The sequence below is a fragment of the Chengkuizengella sediminis genome, assembly GCF_010078385.1.
Classification (GTDB): domain Bacteria; phylum Bacillota; class Bacilli; order Paenibacillales; family KCTC-33759; genus Chengkuizengella; species Chengkuizengella sediminis.
Window position 1 is genome coordinate 713,771 of the sequence record NZ_SIJC01000001.1, and the last position, 25,493, is coordinate 739,263.

23 protein-coding genes are annotated in these 25,493 nt (G+C 34.0%); 8 read left to right on the top strand and 15 right to left on the bottom strand.

The window, feature by feature from the left end:
• Window positions 1-12: 12 nt before the first annotated feature.
• The 6 genes from EPK97_RS22325 to EPK97_RS03540 all read right to left on the bottom strand — a co-directional run bounded on the left by EPK97_RS22325 (window position 13) and on the right by EPK97_RS03540 (window position 6,694).
• Window positions 13-696, bottom strand: a complete 684-nt coding sequence (locus tag EPK97_RS22325; protein ID WP_162035197.1) for a phosphatase PAP2 family protein — start codon at window positions 694-696, stop codon at window positions 13-15.
• 104 nt (window positions 697-800) lie between these two features.
• The gene (gene nikC / locus EPK97_RS03520; RefSeq protein WP_162035198.1) at window positions 801-1,694 is read right to left on the bottom strand and encodes a nickel transporter permease; all 894 of its coding nucleotides are present in this window, start codon (window positions 1,692-1,694) and stop codon (window positions 801-803) included.
• Between the two features lie 49 nt (window positions 1,695-1,743).
• A complete protein-coding gene (locus tag EPK97_RS03525; protein WP_162035199.1) occupies window positions 1,744-2,748 on the bottom strand; it encodes an ABC transporter permease subunit in 1,005 nt (334 codons plus the stop codon).
• Between the two features lie 286 nt (window positions 2,749-3,034).
• Window positions 3,035-4,690 (bottom strand): ABC transporter substrate-binding protein, encoded by a 1,656-nt coding sequence (locus EPK97_RS03530; protein WP_162035200.1) that lies wholly within the window; start codon window positions 4,688-4,690, stop codon window positions 3,035-3,037.
• Between the two features lie 32 nt (window positions 4,691-4,722).
• On the bottom strand, window positions 4,723-5,706 hold the full coding sequence (locus tag EPK97_RS03535; protein ID WP_162035201.1) for an ABC transporter ATP-binding protein: 984 nt from the start codon (window positions 5,704-5,706) through the stop codon (window positions 4,723-4,725).
• The gene (locus EPK97_RS03540) at window positions 5,681-6,694 is read right to left on the bottom strand and encodes an ABC transporter ATP-binding protein (protein WP_162035202.1); all 1,014 of its coding nucleotides are present in this window, start codon (window positions 6,692-6,694) and stop codon (window positions 5,681-5,683) included. Before EPK97_RS03540 ends, EPK97_RS03535 begins: the two co-directional genes overlap by 26 nt.
• Before the next feature lie 683 nt (window positions 6,695-7,377).
• Here EPK97_RS03540 and EPK97_RS03545 point away from each other — a divergent pair.
• The 4 genes from EPK97_RS03545 to EPK97_RS03560 all read left to right on the top strand — a co-directional run bounded on the left by EPK97_RS03545 (window position 7,378) and on the right by EPK97_RS03560 (window position 10,784).
• Window positions 7,378-8,283, top strand: coding sequence for a diacylglycerol/lipid kinase family protein (locus EPK97_RS03545; RefSeq protein ID WP_162035203.1), 906 nt, complete (start codon window positions 7,378-7,380; stop codon window positions 8,281-8,283).
• A 111-nt stretch (window positions 8,284-8,394) separates the two neighbouring features.
• Entirely contained in the window at window positions 8,395-9,168 is a 774-nt protein-coding gene (locus EPK97_RS03550) for a basic amino acid ABC transporter substrate-binding protein (RefSeq protein ID WP_162035204.1), read from the top strand.
• A 277-nt stretch (window positions 9,169-9,445) separates the two neighbouring features.
• On the top strand, window positions 9,446-10,075 hold the full coding sequence (locus tag EPK97_RS03555) for an amino acid ABC transporter permease (RefSeq protein WP_240903693.1): 630 nt from the start codon (window positions 9,446-9,448) through the stop codon (window positions 10,073-10,075).
• The gene (locus EPK97_RS03560; RefSeq protein WP_162035206.1) at window positions 10,062-10,784 is read left to right on the top strand and encodes an amino acid ABC transporter ATP-binding protein; all 723 of its coding nucleotides are present in this window, start codon (window positions 10,062-10,064) and stop codon (window positions 10,782-10,784) included. Before EPK97_RS03555 ends, EPK97_RS03560 begins: the two co-directional genes overlap by 14 nt.
• A 67-nt stretch (window positions 10,785-10,851) precedes the next feature.
• Here EPK97_RS03560 and EPK97_RS03565 read toward each other — a convergent pair whose 3' ends face one another.
• The 5 genes from EPK97_RS03565 to EPK97_RS03585 all read right to left on the bottom strand — a co-directional run bounded on the left by EPK97_RS03565 (window position 10,852) and on the right by EPK97_RS03585 (window position 15,366).
• Window positions 10,852-11,355, bottom strand: a complete 504-nt coding sequence (locus EPK97_RS03565; RefSeq protein ID WP_162035207.1) for a zinc ribbon domain-containing protein — start codon at window positions 11,353-11,355, stop codon at window positions 10,852-10,854.
• 321 nt (window positions 11,356-11,676) lie between these two features.
• Window positions 11,677-12,720: an MFS transporter gene (locus EPK97_RS03570; RefSeq protein WP_420826768.1), complete on the bottom strand. Its 1,044-nt coding sequence runs from the start codon at window positions 12,718-12,720 to the stop codon at window positions 11,677-11,679.
• 317 nt (window positions 12,721-13,037) lie between these two features.
• A complete protein-coding gene (locus EPK97_RS03575; protein WP_162035208.1) occupies window positions 13,038-13,391 on the bottom strand; it encodes a cupin domain-containing protein in 354 nt (117 codons plus the stop codon).
• Window positions 13,392-13,490: 99 nt separating this feature from the next.
• Complete coding sequence (locus EPK97_RS03580) at window positions 13,491-14,324, bottom strand: Cof-type HAD-IIB family hydrolase (protein WP_162035209.1); 834 nt, start codon at window positions 14,322-14,324, stop codon at window positions 13,491-13,493.
• A gap of 160 nt (window positions 14,325-14,484) precedes the next feature.
• On the bottom strand, window positions 14,485-15,366 hold the full coding sequence (locus EPK97_RS03585) for a LysR family transcriptional regulator (RefSeq protein ID WP_162035210.1): 882 nt from the start codon (window positions 15,364-15,366) through the stop codon (window positions 14,485-14,487).
• 122 nt (window positions 15,367-15,488) lie between these two features.
• Here EPK97_RS03585 and EPK97_RS03590 point away from each other — a divergent pair, with 122 nt between their 5' ends.
• Both EPK97_RS03590 and EPK97_RS03595 read left to right on the top strand, forming a co-directional pair.
• On the top strand, window positions 15,489-15,938 hold the full coding sequence (locus tag EPK97_RS03590) for a rhodanese-like domain-containing protein (RefSeq protein ID WP_162035211.1): 450 nt from the start codon (window positions 15,489-15,491) through the stop codon (window positions 15,936-15,938).
• A gap of 569 nt (window positions 15,939-16,507) precedes the next feature.
• Window positions 16,508-17,332, top strand: a complete 825-nt coding sequence (locus tag EPK97_RS03595) for an SDR family oxidoreductase (RefSeq protein ID WP_162035212.1) — start codon at window positions 16,508-16,510, stop codon at window positions 17,330-17,332.
• 138 nt (window positions 17,333-17,470) lie between these two features.
• On the opposite strand, the gene EPK97_RS03600 is transcribed toward EPK97_RS03595, so the two are convergent.
• Window positions 17,471-17,671 (bottom strand): hypothetical protein, encoded by a 201-nt coding sequence (locus tag EPK97_RS03600; protein WP_162035213.1) that lies wholly within the window; start codon window positions 17,669-17,671, stop codon window positions 17,471-17,473.
• Window positions 17,672-17,899: 228 nt separating this feature from the next.
• Here EPK97_RS03600 and EPK97_RS03605 point away from each other — a divergent pair, with 228 nt between their 5' ends.
• The gene (locus tag EPK97_RS03605; RefSeq protein WP_162035214.1) at window positions 17,900-18,451 is read left to right on the top strand and encodes a hypothetical protein; all 552 of its coding nucleotides are present in this window, start codon (window positions 17,900-17,902) and stop codon (window positions 18,449-18,451) included.
• A 779-nt stretch (window positions 18,452-19,230) separates the two neighbouring features.
• Here the strand turns inward: EPK97_RS03605 and EPK97_RS03610 are convergent.
• Window positions 19,231-20,607 (bottom strand): beta-propeller fold lactonase family protein, encoded by a 1,377-nt coding sequence (locus EPK97_RS03610; RefSeq protein ID WP_162035215.1) that lies wholly within the window; start codon window positions 20,605-20,607, stop codon window positions 19,231-19,233.
• A 71-nt stretch (window positions 20,608-20,678) separates the two neighbouring features.
• The gene (locus EPK97_RS03615; RefSeq protein WP_162035216.1) at window positions 20,679-21,254 is read right to left on the bottom strand and encodes a hypothetical protein; all 576 of its coding nucleotides are present in this window, start codon (window positions 21,252-21,254) and stop codon (window positions 20,679-20,681) included.
• Between the two features lie 563 nt (window positions 21,255-21,817).
• Between EPK97_RS03615 and EPK97_RS03620 the strand changes: the two genes are divergently transcribed.
• Complete coding sequence (locus EPK97_RS03620) at window positions 21,818-23,194, top strand: Vps62-related protein (RefSeq protein ID WP_240903694.1); 1,377 nt, start codon at window positions 21,818-21,820, stop codon at window positions 23,192-23,194.
• A gap of 387 nt (window positions 23,195-23,581) precedes the next feature.
• Here the strand turns inward: EPK97_RS03620 and EPK97_RS03625 are convergent, their stop codons facing one another.
• Window positions 23,582-25,366 (bottom strand): peptidoglycan D,D-transpeptidase FtsI family protein, encoded by a 1,785-nt coding sequence (locus EPK97_RS03625; protein ID WP_162035218.1) that lies wholly within the window; start codon window positions 25,364-25,366, stop codon window positions 23,582-23,584.
• Window positions 25,367-25,493: the final 127 nt, after the last annotated feature.

Sequence of the window (25,493 nt, forward strand, 5' to 3'; positions counted from 1 at the left end):
AGCCGTATTTAGTTAATTCTTTTTCCTAAATTTCAACTCACTTACACTTTCATAAATAAAAATAGATGCACATACAATTGTAATTCCCAAGAAATATCCCGCCATAATATCAGTAAAATAATGTACAGAGAAATAAATCCGATTAAAACCTAACAAACCTATCAACAGAACAAATATGATAGAAATAATCCATTTATTTATTGTTCTTTTTGTATACTTCACTAAAAAATAAGCTATTAAACCATAACACACCAGTCCCACAAGTGCATGTCCACTAGGAAAACTAAAACCTGTTCCATCAACTGCTGCGTTTATTTCAGGTCTAGGTCTTTGAAAAAAATCTTTAATTGATCCTTTTAAAATCTCACTTATTGCAACAGCAAGAGGTAAAATTATTACACCTATTAAATCTCGCTTCCTCCATCCTAACCAGATCATTGCTAGCAACACTACGATCGGAATTGACCAATAGGTCACTGCTTCAGTTAAAAGAGTTAGAAAGCTTGATAAAAAACTGGGGGCATGTTGTTCCACCCATTCTAAAACCTGTATATCAAGAATTGAAGGTTTATTTATATTTACTGAATATACCAAAGATACAAAAATAGCAAGTGATAATATAGATAAAGCTAAAATAAATAATTTCGATTTTGATTGTAATGTTACTCCACTGTCTTGCCTGGATATTTGAGCCACGCCAATTAATACCTCCACAATCGTTAATGGTGATGCTTTTTTGTTATCTTAACATAATATATCAAACACCAACAATAGTAACATTACATTTTTTAAAGCTACATTTAGTTTTTCATTCTTGGATCCAAAGCATCTCTTAATCCATCACCCATTAAATTAAAGCCAAGTACAGTTAACATGATTGCAATCCCTGGGAAGAACATCGTCCAAGGTGCTTGTACTAAATACTCCTTTGAATCTGCTAACATTTTTCCCCACTCTGGATTTGGAGGTTCTGCTCCTAACCCCAGAAAACCTAAAGCAGCAGCTTCAATAATAGCAGTTGCTATAGCTAATGTACCTTGAACAATAATTGGAGCCATACTGTTTGGTAAAATATGACGAAATAAAATTCTACGATCTCGCATCCCAATTGCTTTAGCCGCTGTAATATATTCTTCTTGTTTGATGCTTAAAACTTTTGATCTAATTAAGCGGCCAAAATTAGGCACATTAATAATAGCTATCGCTATCAGTGCATTTCTTAATGAAGGACCTAATACTGAAACAATCGCAATGGCTAGTAACATACTAGGAAAGGCAAGCATAATATCAAAAAATCTAGAAATGAGAGTATCCACCCATCTCCCGTAATAACCAGCTAAGATTCCCAGTAAACAACCAACCACAATAGATCCTATAACTGAAACGAATCCAACCCACAGTGATATTCGAGCTCCGTGAATTACACGTGATAAAATATCTCTTCCGAAATCATCTGTTCCTAACAAGTGTTCACTTGAAGGCGGCAATAATCGATCCGCTAGTTTTTGCTCATTAATGCCTTCAGGTGTTATATACGGAGCAAAAATTGCTAAACTTATAAAAATGGTAACGATAATTAAACCTACAACGGCTAATTTATTTTTTTTAAAACTTTTCCAAGCATCTAACCACAAAAGAAAACGACTTCCTCTTACGGATTGCTGTGGAGCTTTATTTGGAGCTAGTTCTGCCATAAGTAATCCTCCCCTTTGTTTAGGAGTTTTTCAGATTTTTATTAGAATGTTAATTGTATTTAATTCTAGGATCGATAAATGCATATAATAAATCAACAATAAGGTTAATCAATACAAAAATAGTTGCTACGATTAATATTCCAGACTGAATGACAGGATAATCCCGAAATTCAATTGCATTATAAATATATCGCCCAATCCCAGGCCATGAAAAAATAGTTTCTGTTAATATTGCTCCGCCTAACAATAGTCCTGTTTGCAAACCGGTTACAGTTAATACTGGAATGACTGCATTTTTTAAAGAATGTTTATACACAACCCAAAACATCTTCTGCCCCTTTGCTCTAGCTGTTCTAATATAATCAGAACGCATAACTTCTAACATACTGGAGCGAGTAATTCTTGCAATAATAGCCATTGGTATAGTTGCAAGTGCTATACCAGGCATAATCAAGTGCTTTAACACATCTATAAACTGATCCATTCTACCTTGTAATATCGTATCAATTAAATAGAAATGAGTAATGGTTTCAACAGGATTTTTAACATTTTCTCGCTTTGAAGGAGGTAACCAATCAAGTTGAACAGAAAAAATCCACTGTTCCATCAAACCTAGCCAAAATATTGGCATGGAAACCCCTACGAGTGCAACTACCATTGCTGTATAATCAAACCAAGATTTTTGAAACCATGCGCTGATAATCCCGGCATTCACACCAACAACTACAGCAATAAGCAAAGCTACGAACGAGAGCTCAAAGGTAGCCGCCAAATAAGGCCATATCTCTCCACTTACCTCTGCCTTCGTTCTAAGTGATTCACCTAAATCCAACGTGAATAACTGTTTTAAATATTCAAAATACTGAGTAAACCATGGTTGGTCAAGCCCTAGTTCTGCCCTTAAACTGTTAATGGCATCCTCCGTAGCAAGCTGACCTAAAATCACTTGAGCAGGATCACCTGGAATCGCTCGAATCATAAAAAATACGATAAATGTCATTCCAAACAAAACGGGTATCAACATTAAAAGTCGTCTAATGGTATAACTGAACACTAATATCACCTCTTCATATACCCATATTTACCCCAAAAAGTGAAGTATGCACACGGATGTGATTGCCGAGTACTTTTCAGGGACCCCGGATTAAAATGAAGGTTTCTTCCTTCGGGAGCCCGATGATTACCAATACTTTAAGAGGGCTCTGAGCCACTAATAAAATCACATATGTGAGTTGATGCTTCGACATTTATCCCCAATACATTAGCAGGTACCGAAGTCAAAACTTGTTTCTTTCCTTTAAAAAAGGGGAGGTTTTAGCTCCCCTTTTTTTTATTCTAACTTAGTCAAAATAAACTTTTGTTAAAGCTTGAGAACCTGTTGGATGAGCGAAAAAGTCATTAACATTGTTCTTTCCACCAAGAATTGGAGTTGAATGCACTAAAGGAATCCACGGTGCATCTTCATGAATAATCGCCTGTGCTTCCTTATAAAGCTCCTCACGTGCTGCTTGATCAGGGTTTGATTGTGCTTCAATTAAGATGTCATGTAATTCAGGATTACTGTAATAAGCGTAGTTGTTACTTCCAATGTTATCTTGATCTAACAAGACATACATAAAGTTATCAGCATCTCCATTATCCCCAGTCCAACCTAATAGGAATGCATCTGCTTCACCATTTCTTGCTTTTTCTAAATAAGTAGCCCATTCATAAGATACGATTTTAGCCTTTACACCAATTTGTGCAAAGCTACTTTGAATAACTTCTGCTACTTTTTGACCGTCAGGCATATAAGGACGTGGTACTGGCATAGCCCACAGTTCCATTTCAAAACCATCAGGATATCCTGCTTGTGCTAATAATTCTTTCGCTTTTTCTAAATCATATGGATATGGATCGATGTCATCATTATATCCAGCAATAACAGGTGGTAATGGGTTTTTAGCCGGTACTGCTTGTCCTGCATAAAAAGCTGCAATAATACCTTCTTTATCAACGGCATGGTTTAAGGCTTGACGAACAAGTTTTTCATTGAATGGTGGTCTTGTATTCGTTAAACCTAAATAACCAACATTCATAGAAGGTCGAACGAACAATTGCAAGTCGCCTTCCCCTTCAATTCTTGTACTGTCGTTTGGACTTACTCCATCCGCAATATCTATCTCTCCCGCAATTAATTCATTTAATCTTGTTGCGTTATCTGGAATAGAAACAAATATAACTTTTTCTAGTTTTGGATAATCCTTCATCCAATAATTTTCATTTTTTACTAAAACAACGCGATCATTTCTTTTCCATTCTTGAAATACAAACGGGCCAGTCCCGACTGGATTTTCTGTAAAACTCTCCCCATGTTCTTCTAAAGCTGCAGGACTAGCAATCGCAAACGGAGGCATTGCTACATTTTGTAGAAACGGTGCTTGTGGTCGACTTAGTGTAAATTCAACCGTAAGCTCATCAACCGCTTTTACTTCTTGAATGACATGACCTTCATCCCCTTTAAATCCTCCAAACATAGATCCATAATAATAGAATGAAGATTTTTCACCATTTGCCCAACGCTCAAAGTTATAAACAATTGCATCTGCATTAAAGTCTGTACCATCGTGGAACTTTACTCCCTCGCGAAGATTAAAAGTGTATGTTAATCCATCATCACTTGTTGTCCAATCAGTTGCCAAACTCGGTTCAATAGAAGTATCTACATCACCATACTTCACTAAAGTATCATAAATGTTTAAAGTTACTTTAATGGACTCACCATCTGTGACTAAAGCAGGGTCTAAATCAACTGAATCAGCGCCACGCCCAAACACTAGAGTGCTTTCTGTAGAACTCTCCTCTGATTGTTGGTTCTGATCATCATTAGTCTCCTCATTGTTTTCATTTGTCTCCCCTTGTGTTTCTTCAGTTGGAGCTTCAGAGCCACAACCAACTAAAGCAATTCCCAGAACAAAAATAAACACTAGTGCAAGAAAAATACTCTTTTTTTTCATTTCTTTTTAACCCTCCTATTTTTTATCTATCACTAAAGCTGCTCGTTCTTGTTGTACAAATGACAAGCAACATAATGATCTTGCTCAATTTCTTCAAACTCTGGCTGAACTGTCTTACAAATCTCCATACATTGTGGACATCTTGTGTGAAATGAACATCCCTGTGGTGGATTTGAAGGACTTGGCATTTCCCCTGTTAACTCAATATGTTCCCTCTCAAATGTAGGATCAGGAATAGGCACTGAACTTAGAAGAGCCTCAGTATATGGATGCAGTGGTTTGTTATAAAGCTTTTCACTGCTGGATAATTCTACTATTTTACCTAAATACATAACGGCTACACGATTACAAATATGTCTAACAACCCCTAAATCATGTGCTATAAATATATAGGTTAATGAAAATGCCTTTTGCAGATCATCTAGTAAATTTAATATTTGTGATTGAATTGAGACGTCCAATGCAGAAACAGGTTCATCCGCTATGATGAGTTTTGGTTTCGTCATTAGAGCACGTGCTATACCAATACGCTGTCGCTGCCCACCGCTGAATTGATGGGGATACCGTTTTGCATGATAGCTGCTCAAACCTACTGTTTCCAGCATTTCGATAACCATTTGTTTGCGTTCTTTAGGGGTACCTATTTTATGAACGATTAAAGGTTCTTCTAATATTTTCTCAACTGTATGCCTAGGGTTAAGAGAAGCGAATGGATCTTGAAAGATCATCTGAACATCTCTTCTAACCGTACGCAATTCATTTGAACTTAGACTTGTTAATTCCTTTTCGTTAAATTTGACCTTTCCATCAGTAGGTTCTTGTAAGCGAAGAAGTGTTCTTCCAGTTGTAGATTTTCCACAACCACTCTCCCCCACTAGGCCGAAGGTCTCTCCTTCAAATACAGAGAACGACACATCGTCTACCGCCTTTACATCCCCTATTTTCCGCCCTAGAATTCCACCATTAATCGGAAAATACTTCTTCATTTTTTCAACTTCTAATAGTGTTTTTGTCATACGTATTTTCCTCACTTTCCTCATGTAAAAAGCAACGAACCTTATGGTTAGTTTCAATTGTAACTAATTCTGGTGTTTCTACTTTACATTTATCCATGACAAAATCACACCGATCAGCAAATCTACACCCCTGTTTAATAGACCCAGGAATCGGTACATTTCCTGGAATTGAGTATAAACGACTCTTTTTATCACGAATATCAGGTACAGATTGAATTAAACCTTTAGTATATGGGTGCTGCGGACTCTCAAATATCGTTTTAACATCCGTTTCCTCAACTATTTTCCCTGCATACATGACAATGACTCTTTCACATATTTCTGATACAACGCCAAGATCATGTGTGATAAGTATAATAGATGTATTTAGCTGTTTATTTAATCTCTTCATCAAAGCCAAGATTTGTGACTGAATTGTAACATCTAAAGCTGTAGTTGGTTCATCAGCGATTAATACTTTCGGTTCACAAACCATTGCCATTGCAATCATAACCCTCTGTCTCATTCCTCCAGATAACTGATGAGGATATTCATTCATCAATTCCTCTGCACGAGGTAGACCGACTAACTTTAAATATTCTATCGCTTTCATTTCTGCTTGCTTTTTATTCCATTTACGATGAATTAAGATCGCTTCCATGATTTGATTACCAATGGTAAAAAGCGGATTCAAAGAAGTCATAGGTTCCTGAAATATCATAGCTATCTCATTTCCACGTATATCCCTCATTTTTGATTCAGAAGCTTTTAAAATATTTTCATCGTTAAAAATAATCTCTCCGCCCACAACTTTACCTGGGGGGTGAGGTACTAGTCCCATTATTGAAAGGGAAGTAACACTTTTGCCACATCCGGATTCTCCTACTATCGCAATAATCTCCCCTTGTTTTAAGTTGAAATCTATATCGTCAACAGCTGGCACTTCGGATTTATCCATAAAAAAAGAGGTTTTTAGTCCATTTACCTGTAATACAGAAGTTTCACTCATTTCATTACCCCCAAGATATAAACAATTTAAATTAGATAAGTACCGATAAAACCATCATCAAAAGCATTAAAGTCATATGATTTTTCGATTTATTATAACAGTTCCATCCAATGAAAGCGCTTCATTCCTTTCTCGTAATATTGGTGTAAGTAGTAGCCTTCATAGATATGAAAATCAATTAGTAACCAGGATAATTCAACATTTTGAAATTAATTTAGTTTGAAGTTCTATTTGTATAAACGAAAATAGTGAAGTTAAAAATCTCTGAAGTTGACTTGATAGCTTACTTTAAATCTTTAAATGCTCTAAAGAGGTCAAATATCGACAGGAGTATACATAAAAGTTGAAGGTGAATAAGTTAAATGTTGAATATTTATCCACACTTTTACTCACAGATGTAAGGTTTTATATTTATTGAAATATTATCATATTCCTATTCTTTTTTCTATATTAAATATAAAATAATTTCACTGAAGTTTATATTTACCATGATTATATAAGGGATTGTTTATTTATAATTTAATATTGATCATTATGAAATTTACTGGTAATATCAAGAATTTTTCACTGTTTGACCACTCTATAATATGACATTTTTTTATTGTGGAAATGAATCTAGTAAGTTAATATGTATGAATAGATTTTAGATACAAATAGCACCCTTAGAAGAAAGTTGGATAAATATGATAGGTTTTGTTGTGAACCCCGTTTCTGGGAATGGAAGGGGTCTTAAAGTTTGGCATGAAATTAGACATATATTAAATGAAAAAGACATAAAATATGTTGAAAGTTTTACTAATAAAGTAGGTTCTGGAACAACATGTACACTACATTTAATTAATAAATATAAACCTAATATCATTGTAGCAGTTGGAGGTGATGGAACCGTGCACGAAGTTATCAATGGGATCTATCAAGCTGACGTTAACAACAAAGTCCATTTTGGGTATATTCCTTCTGGTTCTGGAAACGATTATGCTAGGGGAGTAAACTTGCCAAAACATCACTTGAAAGCACTTGAAATAATCTTACACTCAAATCAACGTAAAACATTAGATCTATTAAAAATTGATAATGAAGTCGCAGTATGTTCTATTGGTGCTGGTTTAGATGGAAAAATAGCTCAAATCACGAACGACGCTAAGTATAAAAAATGGTTTAATGGTCTTCGTCTTGGAGGTTTAGCTTATGTGATCTCATTATTTAGAGTATTATTTTCTTTTCGTACCAGTGACATCACTTTAAATATTGATGGAGAACTAAAACAACTTAAGAATGTATGGTTCATCACTGTTTCTAACCTTCCATACTATGGGGGCGGGATGATCATTAATCCAGATGCGAGCCCAAATGATAAAAAAGCGGAGATTTGTATTATTAGCAATATCAATCGATTAGAACTTCTAACACTATTTCCTCTTGTATATTTTGGAAAACATGCTAGACATAAAGCAGTGAGTTTCTTTTCTGGGAAAAAGATAGAATATGCACCAAACCATTACCTTACCACTCAAGCAGATGGAGAAACTATAAAAGTGAATAAATATAAAATTGAAGTTTTGTCCAGCCATATCACAGTTGTCAAATAAACTCGAATTTTGTAGAAAAAATACTAAACATAAAACAACGGTTGAGAAATTCTATTAATACGTTATACTATAAAATAAATATATATAATTTATACAAAAAGGGGAATAAAAATGAAAAAGAATTTATTAATTGTATTGTTGATTAGTATGGTCGCGATTTTAGCTGCTTGTGGCGGTGGAGATAAAGTCATTGTGGGTACTGATGCTGCATTTGCTCCATTTGAATCATTGGATGGGGAAGAGATTGTTGGGTTTGATGTGGATTTATTAGCTGCAGTTATGGAAGAAGCAGGTCTTGATTATGAATTAAACAATATTGGATGGGATCCAATATTCCCTTCATTGAAAAATGGAAGTATTGATATTGCAATATCTGGAATTACAATTACAGATGAACGTAATGAGGAATATGATTTCACGAGACCATATTTTGAATCCACTCATATGATTGCTTTTTACGAAGGAACAGATATTAAAACTGCTACTGATTTAGAAGGAAAAGTCATTGGAGTTCAAACAGGTACAACTGGACAGTTTGCTGCTGAATCAATAGTTGGTGAATTAAACCCTGACTTACAATTATTTGAAACAACAGCACTTGCACTAGCTGCTTTAAAACAAGGAAACATTGAAGCTGTAGTTACTGATATTGCTGTAGCTGCAGAATTTGTTAAGAACAACCCTGACGATAATGTTCAACTAGTATCAGATGCTGAAAATTTTGAAGCAGAATATTATGGATTAATGATTGCAGATGGTAGTGAATTAAAAGAAACGTTGGATAAAGCATTAACAACGGTCATTGAAGACGGAAAATATGCTGAGATTTATGAGAAATGGTTTGGTACATCACCTGATGTTGAAACATTACTAAATCAACAATAGTTTGAATGAGACATTATATTCAAGCGTAGCGCGAACAAGCGGTACGCTTTCTTTTTTGATAATAATAATGTGTTTTAAATGAATAAAATGGAGTGAGTTTATGCAAGGCATTAAAGATTTTTTTGGTAATGTTTGGGGATATATTAGTGATATTTTCATTGTGATTTGGGGAGTTATTAGTGATTTTTTCAGTTTGATTTGGGGATACGTATATGATTGGTTATTAAATGATCTAGGAATTAGAATAGATGTAATTGTGGATTATTTCCCATTGTTTATGAAAGGAACATTATACACATTAGGCATCTCTTTATCAGCTATTCTTATTGGGTGTGTATTGGGTTTATTTATTGCACTAGGACGGTTGTCACCTTTTTCAATTATCAGATTACCTTTCGTTTGGTATATTACTTTTTTCAGAGGTACACCTTTATTAGTTCAAATTTTTATCATTTACCTAGGAGTTGCTCCACTATTCATTAGTGGTGTTGGCTCTACTAAAGCTGTTATATCTGCGATCATTGCACTTTCATTAAATTCAGCAGCTTATTTGGCAGAAATTTATAGAGCTGGTATTCAATCCATAGATAGTGGACAAGTTGAAGCAGGACGCTCCTTAGGTATGAATAAAATTCAAACGATGAGGTATATTGTTTTACCCCAATCCATTAAAAGAATGATTCCTCCATTTGGTAACGAGTTTATTACTTTAGTTAAAGATTCTTCATTAGCTTCTGCTATTGCAGCTCCAGAAATACTTTATTGGGCACGAGCAGTAAATACAAGATTTTTTATTACTTGGGAACCATTTATATTGATTTCTTTAATATACCTTGTTATCACTTTATCTCTAACTTACTTATTAAATTACATCGAAAAGAGGTGGAATATCGATGATAACCGTTAAGAATCTAAAAAAATCCTTTGGAGATAACGAAGTCTTAAAAGATATTAATCTTCAAATTGAACCTCAAGAGGTCGTTGTTATCATAGGACCTTCTGGGTCAGGAAAATCAACCTGCTTACGTTGTATGAATTTGTTAGAGTCCATTACAGCTGGTGAGGTCCAAATCGAGGGTGTGAATCTTACAGACAAAAATACAAATATAAATGAGATTCGTACAGAGGTAGGTATGGTATTTCAGCAGTTTAATTTGTTTCCACATAAATCTGTGCTTGAAAACATTACTCTTGCACCCATTAAAGTTAGGAAATGGTCTAGGGAAAAAGCAGAAAAAGTGGCATTAGATCTCCTGGAAAAAGTAAATTTATCCGAAAAAGCTAATGCATACCCTAATTCCTTATCCGGTGGACAAAAACAACGTGTTGCCATTGCAAGAGCTTTGGCGATGGAACCTAAAATCATGCTGTTTGACGAACCTACTTCTGCACTTGATCCTGAAATGGTAGGAGAAGTATTAGATGTTATGAAGCAGTTAGCTAAAGAAGGTATGACAATGGTTGTAGTCACACATGAGATGGGGTTTGCACGTGAGGTAGGAGATCGAGTAATTTTCATGGATGAAGGTTATATCGTTGAAGAAAATGTACCTGAAAAATTATTTGATTACCCATCTCACGAACGAACAAAATCATTTTTAAGCAAAGTACTCTAATACCACACTTAATGATAAAAAAACTGATCAAATAAACCAGCATAATAACTGCTGGTTTATTTTTTAGTTATAAATTCATTGTTGAATGACCACATTGCGGGCAAACGTCAACCGAGTGCTCTAACTCTTCATCGCAGAAGGAACAAGTAAATCGATCCTCATTTCTTGACTTGATATTTGTATATTCATAGTCTGCACCATATACGTTCTGTACAACTTTTACTTCAAATTTATGTCCGCAAACTTGGCAATAATTGTCATTAATATCCACTAAATGACCGCAGCTGCATTCTTTTTGATTTGATAATTCTTTCACTTGTAAATCAATTTGCTTAATTTCATTTTTTAACTGTTCAATATCATTACACATCATTTCCATATCCTGATCCAATTCAATTAGATCTTGATTTTGATATTGATTATATATTTTTTCTCCAATATACATAAACTTATTATCTATTTCTTTCTGTTTCACAGAAATTTTAAATTTTAATTGATTGATTTCAATCACTTCTTTTGCTTTATTCCCTGCTTCAGAAAACCCTTTCTTCAATTTATCTAACATACTCATCATCCTGCGCTCCTTCAATGATCGATTTCCTAATTTTTAGACCAATACATTTACAACTATATTATGATCAAAAACATACAATGGTTAATCATTAACCTCATAATATTTCGACTCGATTTCATTTAACGATCTATTAAACTACTATATCATCTATTAACTTTCTATGGATTATACGTGTATTAGTTGATAAAGTTTCAAAGACAGATTCAAAATATACCTATAATTGAATTTGAAAATGGACTAAAAAAAGTCACTAATAAGAAACCTCGTAAAAAGCTTGTTATCACTTCTTACAAGGTTTTAAAACATTGTACATTTTTATTATTTAACTTTTCTCTTGATAGGAAGCAACGTTCCAATGAAAGCAATTAAGGAACAAGCTAGCAGTATTTTATTCAATCCATATAAGGCTATACTGGCTAATGAAGCAAAAATGATTAAATCAAATAACGAATCAATAATCGATAACAAAGAAATTGTTGTTGCTCGAACATCAGAAGGAATAATGTCATTACTTAGCTGAGAATATATGGGGTATCTAATTGCACGTACAAATCTCAATATAAAAAATGAAGCTAATATAACCCATAATATTTCTCCGAAAATTGCCGAAAGTAAAAGTCCTCCGACTGCTAAGAGACCAGTTATATTCATTAAAAATATTCTCGAAAACCTTTTTGTAAATACACCGATAGATCTTGAAACAAAAAAACTGATGATGGCTACTATCGAATAAACTACCCCTATAAATATAACAGGTAGACCTGCATTTGTTAAAATGATAGGATCAAACTTTTCATATACTGCCCCGGCAGGAATAAATACTAATGATACATTTAAAAACAAGATGAGAAGCAACGGACTTCTTCGGATAGCTTCTACTCCTGCATTAACTTGTTTTAACGGATTGTCTCTATAAGATGTTTGATGTTTTGGGTTTTTTACGTAAAATAAGAGCAAAAACACAATCAATTGGAAAATGAGACCTAACAGAATTAATAAAATAAATTGCTCATCTTTAAGATCTTTCGCCAATACGGATCCAAAAATAACCGCAATGATCATTGATATAAAACCAGCCGATTGAATTTTTCCCATCGCCTGATCCATTAAATGTTGCTCATCACTTTCCTTTAACGATTCATAAATCAGAGCTTCATCAGCACCTGAAAAAAATGTAACTGAAAATCCGTTTAAAGCCGCGTATAAAAAAAACATCCATGGTTCATCAGCAAATAGTAAAATTGAAATACTGAAAAACTTAATAACAGAACCAGTGAGGAAAGAAACCTTAGCCCCAAAACGATCTGCAAAAACACCTGTTGGAACTTCACCGATTAAAACAGAAAAACTCCAAAAAAACATGATAATAAAAATATGAGATGTAATCTTCGTTCTAAATAAAATAAACTTAAAACAGGTTGAAGAAAACTTATCGCACCGAAAAATTGTACCCAAAATAAGATATTTATATTGTGTGAAGCAATCGTATTTGTTTTCATTATTCTCCTACTCTTTCTATTGTTTTATGTCTTTTCTTTTAATAGATTGAGAAGCAGGAGTGTTCTTTTATTTAATTAAGACTACACCCCTCCTTCTTATTGAAAAATGTCTTGATTACGTTACGCATTATAATTCCTCCCTATAATAAACTAAAAAAAGTATATCATTCCATCTATAAACTATATTAAAAATAAAGCAGATACATCGATATTTTCTCCTTCAATTACAATCGCTGTCATTCCCTTTTCAGTAGTTGTTTCATGCCATTCACCTGGCTCCCAAAAAGCAGCTTGACCTTCTTTAATTGGTGTTTTAATGTCCTCTTTACCTCGAACAAATCCTTCACCACTTACTACTAAAAATAATTGCGAACCTAATGCTTGATGATGACCTACAACACCATCAGGACCAATGAACATGCAACTGATATGTAATGAATCTGACTCCTTAATAATTCGAGACATGATTAGATTCTTACTATCAAAAGCGGTAATTTCCTTGCCAACTTCTTGATCAAACCTTAACATTTTCATAAACATTCCTCCATAAGAAAAATACTATATTATCATCCAAATTGAGTTGCCTAAAATCTCTATGGAATTGCCTCCACATCTTCTGAATAAGTCGTGTTCTTAAACAATTCTACTTATGTATTTAGCCACAGTATCTTTATCGTGATGATCGATCACTTCACAGGCTAATTTTTTTAATTGTTCATGTGCATTTTGAACGGCTATTTTAGAGCCCGCTTCTTCAAACATTCCTATATCATTTAAGTTATCTCCAAAAACCAATACATCCTCTGTGTTACATTCCACATGCTCACACCAAAGTTCAAGCCCTCTTTTTTTATTAGCCAAAGGGTGACTAAACTCTAGAAAGTAGTTATTGGTAATATAACTATCCTCCATAAAGTGAATATGGATCTGGTCTTCAAATTTATTTTTGACGCTTTGATAGATCGGACTAACTTCTTCGTATGTACCGATAAACGCTACAATAATAGTTTTAGAATCTTCCGGAAATAAAAGAGGTGTCACCTTTTTGAATCTAGAATCATTCGGTCTGCTATCGAAAAATTGAAAATCACAGGATCTATTTAATTTTCTATGATAGACTCTTTCCTTATCATCTGCATCAAGTAAAAATAAGAAGGGGGATATGCCGTTTTGTTCCCCTATCCCAATAATTTCATTTGATATTTGTGTATCGAGAAAGTTGCCATCTATCAACTTTTGACAAACAGGATCATATAATAAAGCACCATTGTATAATACTAAAGGGAATTTCCACGGAACTGTTGATAGTATTTTCATAGAACTTATATAACTTCTAGCGGTGGCATAACTAATGACATGACCTTTATCTAATGCCTCTGTAAGTACTCTTACAGAATATTTAGATATACTTTGATCTGATCTAAGTAATGTTCCATCTAAATCGGTTAATATATACCTTTTTTTCATATATAACTCCTATTGTTTGCATAATTTGTATTTAAAAGCTCATAAAACAAATTGAAATTCTAATTCGTGTTCTATAGGAGATCACATTCTCCCACGTTGCTAAGGAATCCCTTTTACTAAGGATAAAACATCTTAGAAATGTAAACTAAGTAATTCCCTATCAATCCGAAGAAACCTTCTGCAGATCTATAAATTTTTGCGAAGCCTTTGAAATCCATTTATCTTTCCTATAAATCAATTGACTATAAAAATTTAGATCATGGTTAATAAAAGGAATCATTTTCAGCCTTCTCTCTTCTATATTTTCCTCAATTGCAAAATGGGGTAAAAAAGCAATTCCCCAGCGATGCTCTACAGCCTTTTTTATCGCCTCTACGCTACTTAGTTCAAGTGAAATATTAGAAGTAATAAAATGTCTATTCATTTCATTCAATAGGAATGCACGATATGTGCAACCTTCCTCTGTCAAAATTAACTTCTCATCAGCTATATCCTTTATTGTAAGTTCTGAATTAGTAGACAGAGGATGATTTTCATCCATCAAGATGATCATATTTTGCTTCTGTATAGAAATGGTGTTTGTCTCTTTTGAAGAGTATGGAACATCTAATATAAGCCCAAAATCAATTTCTTTATCCTTTACTTTATGAATAATATTAGTTTCAGTATCAGGTCTTATACGAATCCTAACTTCTGGATAACTCTGTTTAAATTTCTCTAAGATTTCTGGTAGATGATATATTGCTAATGTTTCTACTGTCCCAACTGTAATGATTCCAGTGTCTTGTTTTATGATTTTATCTTTTGCTTCTTGATGTAATGATAGGATCTTTCTTGCATAATCATAAAGTACTTCACCTGTGATTGTGGGGACCATATGATTTCCTTTTCTCTCTAAAAGTTTCACACTTCCATATGATTCTTCAAGTTTCTGAATATGATTAGTTACACTAGATTGAGCATAATCTAGTTCTAATGCAGTTCTGGTATAACTGCCCCATTTTATGACCTCACAAAATGTTTTTAAATATAATAATTCCATCGAATCCCCACCACCTTATCATTCATACTGATACTTCATATCAATATATATCTATAACTATGATACATCAAATAAAGTACAATTAGGAAGAAATATTTCTTTGATGCGAAAGGAGAAAGAAAATGAACATGAAACCTAAATTTTCACTGGTGTTACAAACGGAGGTAGCTGATCCGAAGAATGCGTATCAACACTTCATGGCAAAACTTGCATTTGAGACTGATGTAGCCGATCTCATAATTGATTTAAAAAAAGGATGTGATCAATTTATTATCATTGATGTTCGAGATCCTAGTTCTTATGAAGAATGTCATATCCCTGGAGCTATATCGTTACCTACTAATCGGATAAATGTGGATACAGCAGAATGTTTCCCTAAGGATAAAGTAATGATCATTTATTGCTGGGGACTTGCTTGTAATGGAGCAACGAAAGCTGCTGCTAAATTTGCAGAACTTGGTTTTAAAGTGAAAGAATTACTCGGCGGTATGGAATATTGGCGTAAAGAAGGAGGGGAAGTTGAGGGCACCTTAGGATTAGAAGCTCCTTTATACTGGAAAATGAAACATTAATGAAAAGCCGATTTCCTGTACGATAAGGTCATCGGCATTTTCTTTTTCTAAATAGTACCCTTCCAAATTTAAGAGTTTAAAATCAGCTGTAATATCTACTCAAAATCAATTTGATTTAAATGAAGTCCTTCAATTTCTCATTCAATTCAGAAACAAATGCTTTTCGTGTGGTCAAATAAAATTGATTGTGACTAGACATATGAACTCGTATAAGATGATGGAGATTTCCTTTAGTCCCGCCTAGTGTAAAATTCAAAAGATTCTTAAGTGAAACTGGAAAAAGACCAGTTGAAGAATTGTTACAACAATACTTTCAAATTGATCTTAGGAATCCAAGCTTTTGGCAACAATCTATCATGCACATTATAAAAGATATAGAAGAATATATTCACCTTACAGCTATAAAATGAGTTTCGATTGGTTTATTAGGATAGAATTTTATTAAACAAACTGCAGATACATACGATTATTTTATATAATAACCACATGTAAGTGGTAGATATTTTACACTCTCCCTTCACATTAAGTTATAATCAATACATAAATATTCTAACTAAGGTGGAATACAGATGAATAAAAAAACAGCTATAGTGACAGGGACATCAAGTGGTTTTGGATATTACACTGTAATAGAACTCGTTAAATTAGGTTTTCATGTCATTGCAACAGTAAGGAGTCAAGAAAAAGCAAATCAATTAAAAGAAGATCTTAATAAGAAAAATATTGATGGTCAACAAGTTACTATTGAATTATTAGAATTAACAGAAACAAATTCCATCCAATCATTTACAGATAAAATACATAACTATAATTCTATAGACATACTTGTGAATAATGCTGGATTTGTTGTGGGTGGTTTTGTTGAAGAAGTCTCTATTGAACAATATCGTAAACAGTTTGAAACAAATGTATTTGGATTAATCGCTGTAACTAAAGCTGTTATCCCATTTATGAGAAAACAAAAACAAGGTAAAATCATTAATATTAGCAGCGGAATGGGCTTAATGGGGTTTCCATCTATGTCACCGTATGCTGCCTCAAAACATGCTGTAGAAGGTTTTATAGAATCCTTAAGATTAGAATTAAAACCGTTTGGCATTCATTCAGTTTTAATTGAACCTGGTTCATATGCAACGAGTATGATCCCAGATTATCAGAATGTAGAACAATCCTCTCCTTATTCACAATTTAATAAAAACGTTCAGAATTCACTTAGTAATTTCAATCAAGGAGACCCTATTGATGTAGCAAAATTGGTAGCAGTTATCTCTCAAATGGATAAACCAAAGTTAAGATATCCCATTGGAAAAGGAATAAAATCACAAATATTTATGAAAAACCTGCTACCATGGAACATGTGGGAAAAAATAATGTTGAAAGTACTAAAGATGTGATTTGAATACCAACAGATAGTTAAAATTCACTTAGTCTTATACGATTCAAATAGACCGTTTTCCATAAGACGGTCTATTTGATATTATCTCTTAATTAAACGAGGGTATTTAACTAAGTTGATATAAGGATGGTCAGAGCTAAAAATCAATTGGACTTTTGTACTTCGGATTTGGTAAATCAAAGGTAGCAGTCATACCCTTAGTATACCTTAATTGAAATGGGACTTCTTCAATTTCAAGTTCTTTCAATACCTTTGCATTTGGTTTATTTCCTATTTGTAGATAAGATATTCTTTTCTTATTTTTTCCCCTAGTTGTTACATTAGCGGAATTTGTCAAGAAAGTATAAAACGTCCAATCAAATGAATATTGTAACTCATATTATATTTTAAGATCTCAAAACAAACACCTACAGTGCAAAGTTGGAGCTTATTTATTCCAATCAAATATATGACCCTGCAAAGCAGATTCATAAATGAGGTGTGTAAGCTATAGGCGTTTGTGAAATAGTAAGAATACGTGAGTATTCAAGAGATAATTTAACTTTATAGAGGGAGTGAATTACACATGGCAAATAAATCTGATTGCTGTGGCAAAACATTAAAAGATGTTTGTTTAGTTTTTGATAATAGCGTGGGTGAAATACAAAATCTTGAAGACCTTCCTGTTATTGCTGATGGTAATCCGCTTAATGATGCGAATACAGCACTTGTTAACGAATTACCCCCTATAGTAATATGTAAACCTGGTCAAAAAGTAAAAATAGATGCTTCTATATCACTTTTGGTTACACAAAGTAATGTATTCTCTGAAAATGTTAGTAATTTCGGTGTTAATGGTTTAAGTTTTAACTATGGTTTTTTCTTAGTTCGGAATGATTTGGGTCTTGATGGTCAGTTAGATGAGGTTCTTGTATCATATGCTAATGCAGCTTCTATTCTTCTAGGTGGAAATAACTTTAATCCTGATTTCACGTTTACTGATTGTCCACCTGCTGGAAAATTTGTTTATAGTATTAGAGTTGCACTTCTTTTTGTTGGGGCTAATAATCAAGGCGTAAGATCTGAATTTACAGCTTCTATTCCAAATACTAATATGACTGGCCTTCGAATTGGGTGATCACAACTGCATCATTTTTTCTTATCCTATAATTTTCATAGTATAGAAAATTATAGGATAATAATTTGAAAACAGATAGCATTACTAATATCACTTGGTATTTTTATCCTAAATCTTTCAACTCCATAATCCTTTTCCTAGAATGAAACTACCTTTTTAGTAATATCGTGGACAAGTTCTAAAAAAATAAACAATTCTATTTATAAAAAGTAGATTTGATTAGTAATCTACTTATATTGTTAGAAAAGAAATAAAGTTGATTGAAAGTCTAAAAAAAACTATTGATAATCTTGTAAATATAAGGGTGATATACATTGTTAAGGTTTTTTTTCGACAAACAAATAGGAGAAAACTTGAAAATTGGATTTGAAGAAAAAATTTGGTAAATATTTAAGCTAATAAGAATATAAGCTGTATGCAAGATAAAATAATGTTCTATTGGCTTCTTTTCTACTCTCCTTAATAGATGAAAGTCATAAATAAAGAGGGTTAAAAATATAACATTTACTCTAGCTTCCACTTGATATGTGGAAGCTTTTTCAAAATTTCACTATTCTGCAGTCTGGTCCAAATCATAAAGAAAAGCGCTCTCTATAATCGCGCCATTTCGTATTAATCGCATGTTACAAGTAGATCGATTCTTGTTTTAGGATAAAAACTATATCCTTTTTATCAATATAAAAGGTTTGGTAGAAAATATTATAAAGATTAAGCAACCTCTAGATACCAACGAGGTATCAAGAGGTTGTTTTTTGAGTAAGATTATTTTAAAGGAGTTATTAAGGAGTAACGGCTATACCTTGCGCTCCATTTCCTTCTGCTGGTATAGTTGCTATCAATTCATTATTAGAAGTTTGAATGACTTCTACATTATCAGGGTTAGCGTTAGCTACATATACTCGACTCCCATCCGTATTAATAGCCATTTGTCTTGGCGCAACTCCAAGCTGCACCTGCTTAATTACTGTATTACTTGCTACATCAATGACATTGAAACTTCCAAATGCAAGAAAGACTTGATTAGAAATTACATATACGAAATCTGAAGATGGAGAGATGACAATATCAAGTCCAAAGTTAGCACGAGATAATTCTATAGTTGCTATCCTCGTGTTATCAGATATTCGAAAAGCTTCTACAAATTGAGAATTACCAATCACATAGAGAAATTCACCACTAGGAGTAATTGATAAATTCTGAGGGTTTGGAGCTGGAGTAGATATAGTATCAAATATTGTTTGATTAGAAGTTTCGATAACGGTTATTGAACCATTTGAACTTACAACATAGACAAATTTACTATCAGGTGTGCTGGCGATAGATAGAGGAACATTGGGTACAGAAATCGTTTTAATAACAACATTATTAGAAGTTTGGATGACAGAAATGGTACTATCTTGCGTATTAGCCACATAAACAAGCTGACCATCAGTCGTAATGGCAATATTTCTAAAAGTGTTTCCTCTTGACCCTTTACCAACCTCAATGCATTGTATAACCATATTATCACTTACTCTTATCACGGAAACCGTCGATGCATCAATATTATACACATAAACAAACGCACTATCAGGTGATATTACTAAATTTTGAGAACCCCCCCCTGTACTTATGGGACCTCCTACGATAGTATTATCAGATACACGTATTACAGAGACAGACGCACTATTCAAATTTGCCACGTAAGCGAAACGTCTATCTGGTGTAATTGCCACTCGAAAGGGTGCATTTTGAGCTGGTAAAGTTGTGATTGGTGTATTGTTTTGTCCATCAATAGCTGTAACATTATTTGAAAATTCATTAGTGACATACACTGTGTCAGCAACACGTTCGCAACTTACAATCGTAAACTCTGTATCAGATATTGGGGTATTATCTACTTCTGTACTAGCTATAATTGTAATAACCGTACCCAAAAGAGGTGGGGCTACCGTCACCATTGACGAATATTCTCCATTATTATTCGTAATTGCGGGATTTGGGTCAAAACTGACGCTATTAGGTAAAGAACTCGAGAAAAAGACTTCTGCTCCCTCTACTGGACACACTCCATCAGAAGTGACCTTTCCAGTAATGCAACCTTGACAATTTATTTCACTAGGGACTTCTAACGTAATGGTTGGATCACAGCATTTTTTTGAATGGTGTTTAGGCATATATTTCACCTCCTTCTATTAGAAGAAAACTAAAATACAAAGATTAATTAGTCCACAAATTTTTTTGTTTATTATTCTCCACATCCAACAAACTTCAGAAAAATTCGACCTTGCACTCTAACAACTTCTCTACCACAAGCATCTGTTAGTGGAGCAAAAATTGCTCCTGCTGCTTCAATTTCATAACATGGTATGCACGGAGGAGTTTGGTTACAGGTGAAATCTAGAATTTGATCAACACAAACAGTTGTACTACAGTTCACTGTACAACTATCTACTGCAAAGGGAGATTGGATTGGAAGAATGGGTCCAGTGTTTGCCGTAATCCTCACACACCCTACTAATCGTACAGCTTGAATTTCAGTTAAACAAGTTAGTTCTCCATTGCATGGATTATTTACTGTGGCTTCCACCTTTTGTGTTTCTAAACAACATTTTAACTCGCTAATATCTATGCAAAAATCTTCTAAAGTTGGATCCGTGAAATCAGGTTTAAAAAATCCATCTGGGACATTAGCGATACAGCAAAAATCAATAAAATTTTGACACTCATCTTCTCTAATTTCTATCTCAAACGGATCTACTTTTTCCCCCTCACTATTGTAAAACAATTTATATTCGTTTGTTTTTTTCTCTTTTTTTTCCATAATAATCCTCCTATTATAGTTCTCGGTAATAAAATCAGACAGGACAAGTCCATATTAGAAATGATTACTCATTAATATACTATGGATGATTGAGAGAGTGTGCTTGTGTTAATGAACCAATCAATTAGTATATTTTTACACTGATATTGTTACTTTTAAAACCAGCTTGGGCTTTCACTCTATAGATTGCACCTGTGCCAGGCACATAAAAAAATACCTTTTAGGGACAAAAGTATGAACTAAAAAAGAGGACATTCCATTTGTCCTTAAAAATATTGGCTATATAATTGATGTCTTAACCTACCACTTAATTGGTAGGTTCACTCTTCTCATGACCTAATAAGCTTTGTATTACCTCTATCGGAGCACCGTTGTTAATCATATGTGTAAATACAATAATTTCAAATCTATCATCTATTAATAGTATCAAATTGGAAATACAGCCCATAAATTACATTTAATGATATAATGAAAGTATTAATCTAATTTATCAACGTAACAGATGATTAATTAGATATCATTATTCTAAATATTCAAAAGGAGTTGATGTATTGAAGAAGATATTGCTTTTTGTTTTATGTGGATTTGTACTGGGATTTGGCCTTCCCAATGATGCAGGTGCAATCGAACAAAGTACAGAAACGTATTCGGCCGAAGAGAAACTTGCGCTGATTACGAAGTATGCACCTCGTGTCTGGTTCGATGATGATGAAGAATATTTCCCCTCTTCAATAGAGTGGTCAACGAAATATATGGAGCGCTATCAGCCATCTGGAAGTAATGAGTACTCCTTACAAACAATCGAAAAACTGAATGATGCTGAGGGCGTGCTCGACTTCTTTGGTGGTGATCTTGATTCTGCCCGTATCTATGCTGGATGGCGTGAAGCAGGCCCCAATACGATCGATATCAAATACTATATCTGGTATCCGTACAATCGCGGGAAACTACCCTCCAATATTGATTGGCTCCTAGACTCCCTGATCTCAAAATACGGTCATCATGTTGGTGACTGGGAAGGCATGCAAATTCGACTCGTAAAAGGAGAACCTATGCAAGTACAACTAAACTATCATTCATCAAACAAACAGTACAACTGGACTGATTTCGAAACTATAGACGGTACACACATCATAACTTATTCGGCAAACGGCTCGCATGGAACTTGGAAAGATCTAGGTGACCATGTGTACTATGACCTATATATTGATGAATTAGTGGATGAGACTAGCCAAGGTACCGCATGGGACACATGGAATGCTGTAGAAGCCTATGATTTTGACTTACAAGAAGGATTGTCAAATACATCGTGGCCAGCGTGGTTAAGTTCTGACAATACGTGGACTGAATCCGGAAAAGATCCTTCTGACCCTCTAGCCGGTGGTGTTCACCGTTGGGGAAATCTAAAACAAGATTGTAATATTTTTGATTTGTGCGTCTTAAATAATGGACCCTCTGGACCTAATGAAGACAGCGATTGGACGAACGCATTTGGTGACCCCGCAACTTCCTTATTCAATGTTGCCTTCCTATCTGCACATGATAAATATTTAGTAGCAGAAAGAGATGGAAACAACGATGTTAATGCAAATCGCGAAAACGTAAATTCATGGGAGAAATTCAATATTAAAGTTGTCGATAGCCCAGATGGAAGTAGTTGTATTCTTGACAATGACATTGTAAATATTGAAACAGGAGCAGGCTATTATCTAAGAGCGACAGACGATGGTGACCTTGATGCCAAAGCGTCTGAACCCAACTCATGGGAAGAGTTTACGTTCATCAACCATACCGATAGTACGGGATGTTTAGTTGATGGCGACCAAATTTCTTTAAAAAGTGCACATGGCAAGTATGTTGTTGGAGAAAACGATGGCGAAGCACATGCGAATCGATCTAAGATCGGTTCATGGGAGAAGTTTATCGTCGAACTGCATTGATTGAAGGAATATAAATCCTCTCACTTCATTAAAGTGAGGGATTTTTACATGCTATCTGTCAGGTCTGTTGATTATCCGTACTAGTAAATACAAATTAAGTTTTGTTACCTTCTAGATTCATTCTTTTAAAACTTCAGGAATCATCGATTGTGACAGTATTAGGGAAACAAATTATCAGGGTTTAAGGAATGTCTGGTTGGGACTAGGATCTCGTAAACAAGCGAAGTTATGATACTACAGAAAACATTGGATATATGCACTTTTATAAAACAAAACTTTCCAAACATAGTATTTGGAGTGTTATTTGGCATGCATATATTTAGTATAACTTGAAACATTTTTATTTTTCATTAAAAATGTTGAAGGAACTAGATCAGTCAATCTTCTCTAATATCCGTTCTCAGCCAACCACCCCATAATCTCACCAAAAATTTTCGTAGCTATATGTTGCCCTCCTTCGTAAGGATTTTGAACAAATACAGCTATCGCATATCTAGGATCTTTAGAGGGACCATAGCCAATAAACCACTGATTTTCTCCCTTTTTTCCATCAACAATCACTTCCGCTGTCCCAGATTTTCCTGCTAATTCCCAAGGGTGACTTTTCAAACTTTTACCTGTCCCATCTTGTACTACCTCCTCCATCCAATGCAACAAATGATTTGAAGTTCGCAATGAAATACTATTTTCACCTGTACTTAGAGTCTTATCATCAAAAGCTTGCTTAAAAGAGTCATTCTGGTAACGGATTTCCTTTACTACCCTTGGTTGCTTTACTTCACCTTGATTAATCAAGGTGACAACAAGGTTTACAGCTTGCAGGGGAGTCATCATTACATCCCTTTGACCAATTGAGGTTTGAGCTTTTACACCTTCATCATCTCTATCTGTATTTGCTGAAAAAATTTGCCCTACCTCCTCATGATCAAACTGATAAAACACAGAGTCTCCTTGACTTTGAAACCATCCATTTTTCTGTGAACCACCTAATTTTTTAAATGTTTGCTCTAACATGTCAGAACTCATTCGTTCCATCACTTTAGCAAACGTAATATTGCAGGATTGAGCAAAGGCTTCTTCGAATGAAATCGTACCATGCCCTTCCTTTCTCCAACATGTAAATCCATATTTTCCTAAATGACCGTTGCATTCAAATTCTTCTTTTAGATCTACTAAGTCATTTTCTAATGCTGCTGCTGCAACAATAATTTTAAATATAGAACCAGGTATATGAGCTTTTAAAGCTTGATTACTCCAATCGTTTACAGTCATTGTTACACGATAAGGGTCATAACCGGGAAGGCTCGCCATTGCAAGCACATCAGCATTATGAGTATCTAAAATAACTACAGCGCTATTATGATTTGTATAAGTGGCTTGTATCATTTCCACGTTCTGTTGAATATTTTTATCAATCGTAGTTTTAATTTTCAAAGGATAAAATGGATTGGTAGACTGAATGAGTCTCAAATCTAATCCAGGAATTGCTCGATGTTTCCCATCTGTAAAAAAGGAAAGAGATGTATCTTCTACACTTTGAATAAGAAAGTCCAGTGTTTTTTCTAATCCACTAGCACCAATTAATGTACTTAAGGACATTGCTCCACTATCTATTTTCGTTGGGTATAACATTTTTATTCGACTTGGATTTTCACCTACAAAACCAATTAAATGGCTTGCGATATAAGGATCAGGGTATCTTAGTTCATATTGAATAGCCTGAATACCAGGTAAATGGAGTTCATTGATGTCTGCTACCTCATCGGATGTTAATAAATAAGGAATTGCTGCGGTTGAATCCACTTTCCAAATGACAGGTTCATTAATACTATTAAAGAATTCAATCCACTCTTCTTCTGAAATGTCTAAAATACTTACTAATTTTTTTATTTTTTGTTCATTTCCCAGGAAATGGCTTTGATTCGGAAAAACAGCTAGAACATGAACCAATCTTCCCGTTAGTGAATCACCATTTCTATCATAAAAATGTCCTCTACCTGATGATAATATAACACCAGATTCTCTTTGATTAACAGAACGTTCGATAAGATTAATATCCATATTTGAATAACTTCTCGTTTCAACCACTTGAATCCAGAACAATCTTGAACCTAACAACCCAATAATCAATGTAAAACATAATAATGTGATTAAGATCCTTCTTTTATCCAATTTGCCTGCTCCTAATTTCTGACTTTTTTGTAATCTTAGATTTAATGAGGAGAACTTAAAAACTCTAGGTCGTTTTTATTATTTACAAATTTAAATTAGAACAAACAAAAGTGTTTAAACATACTAT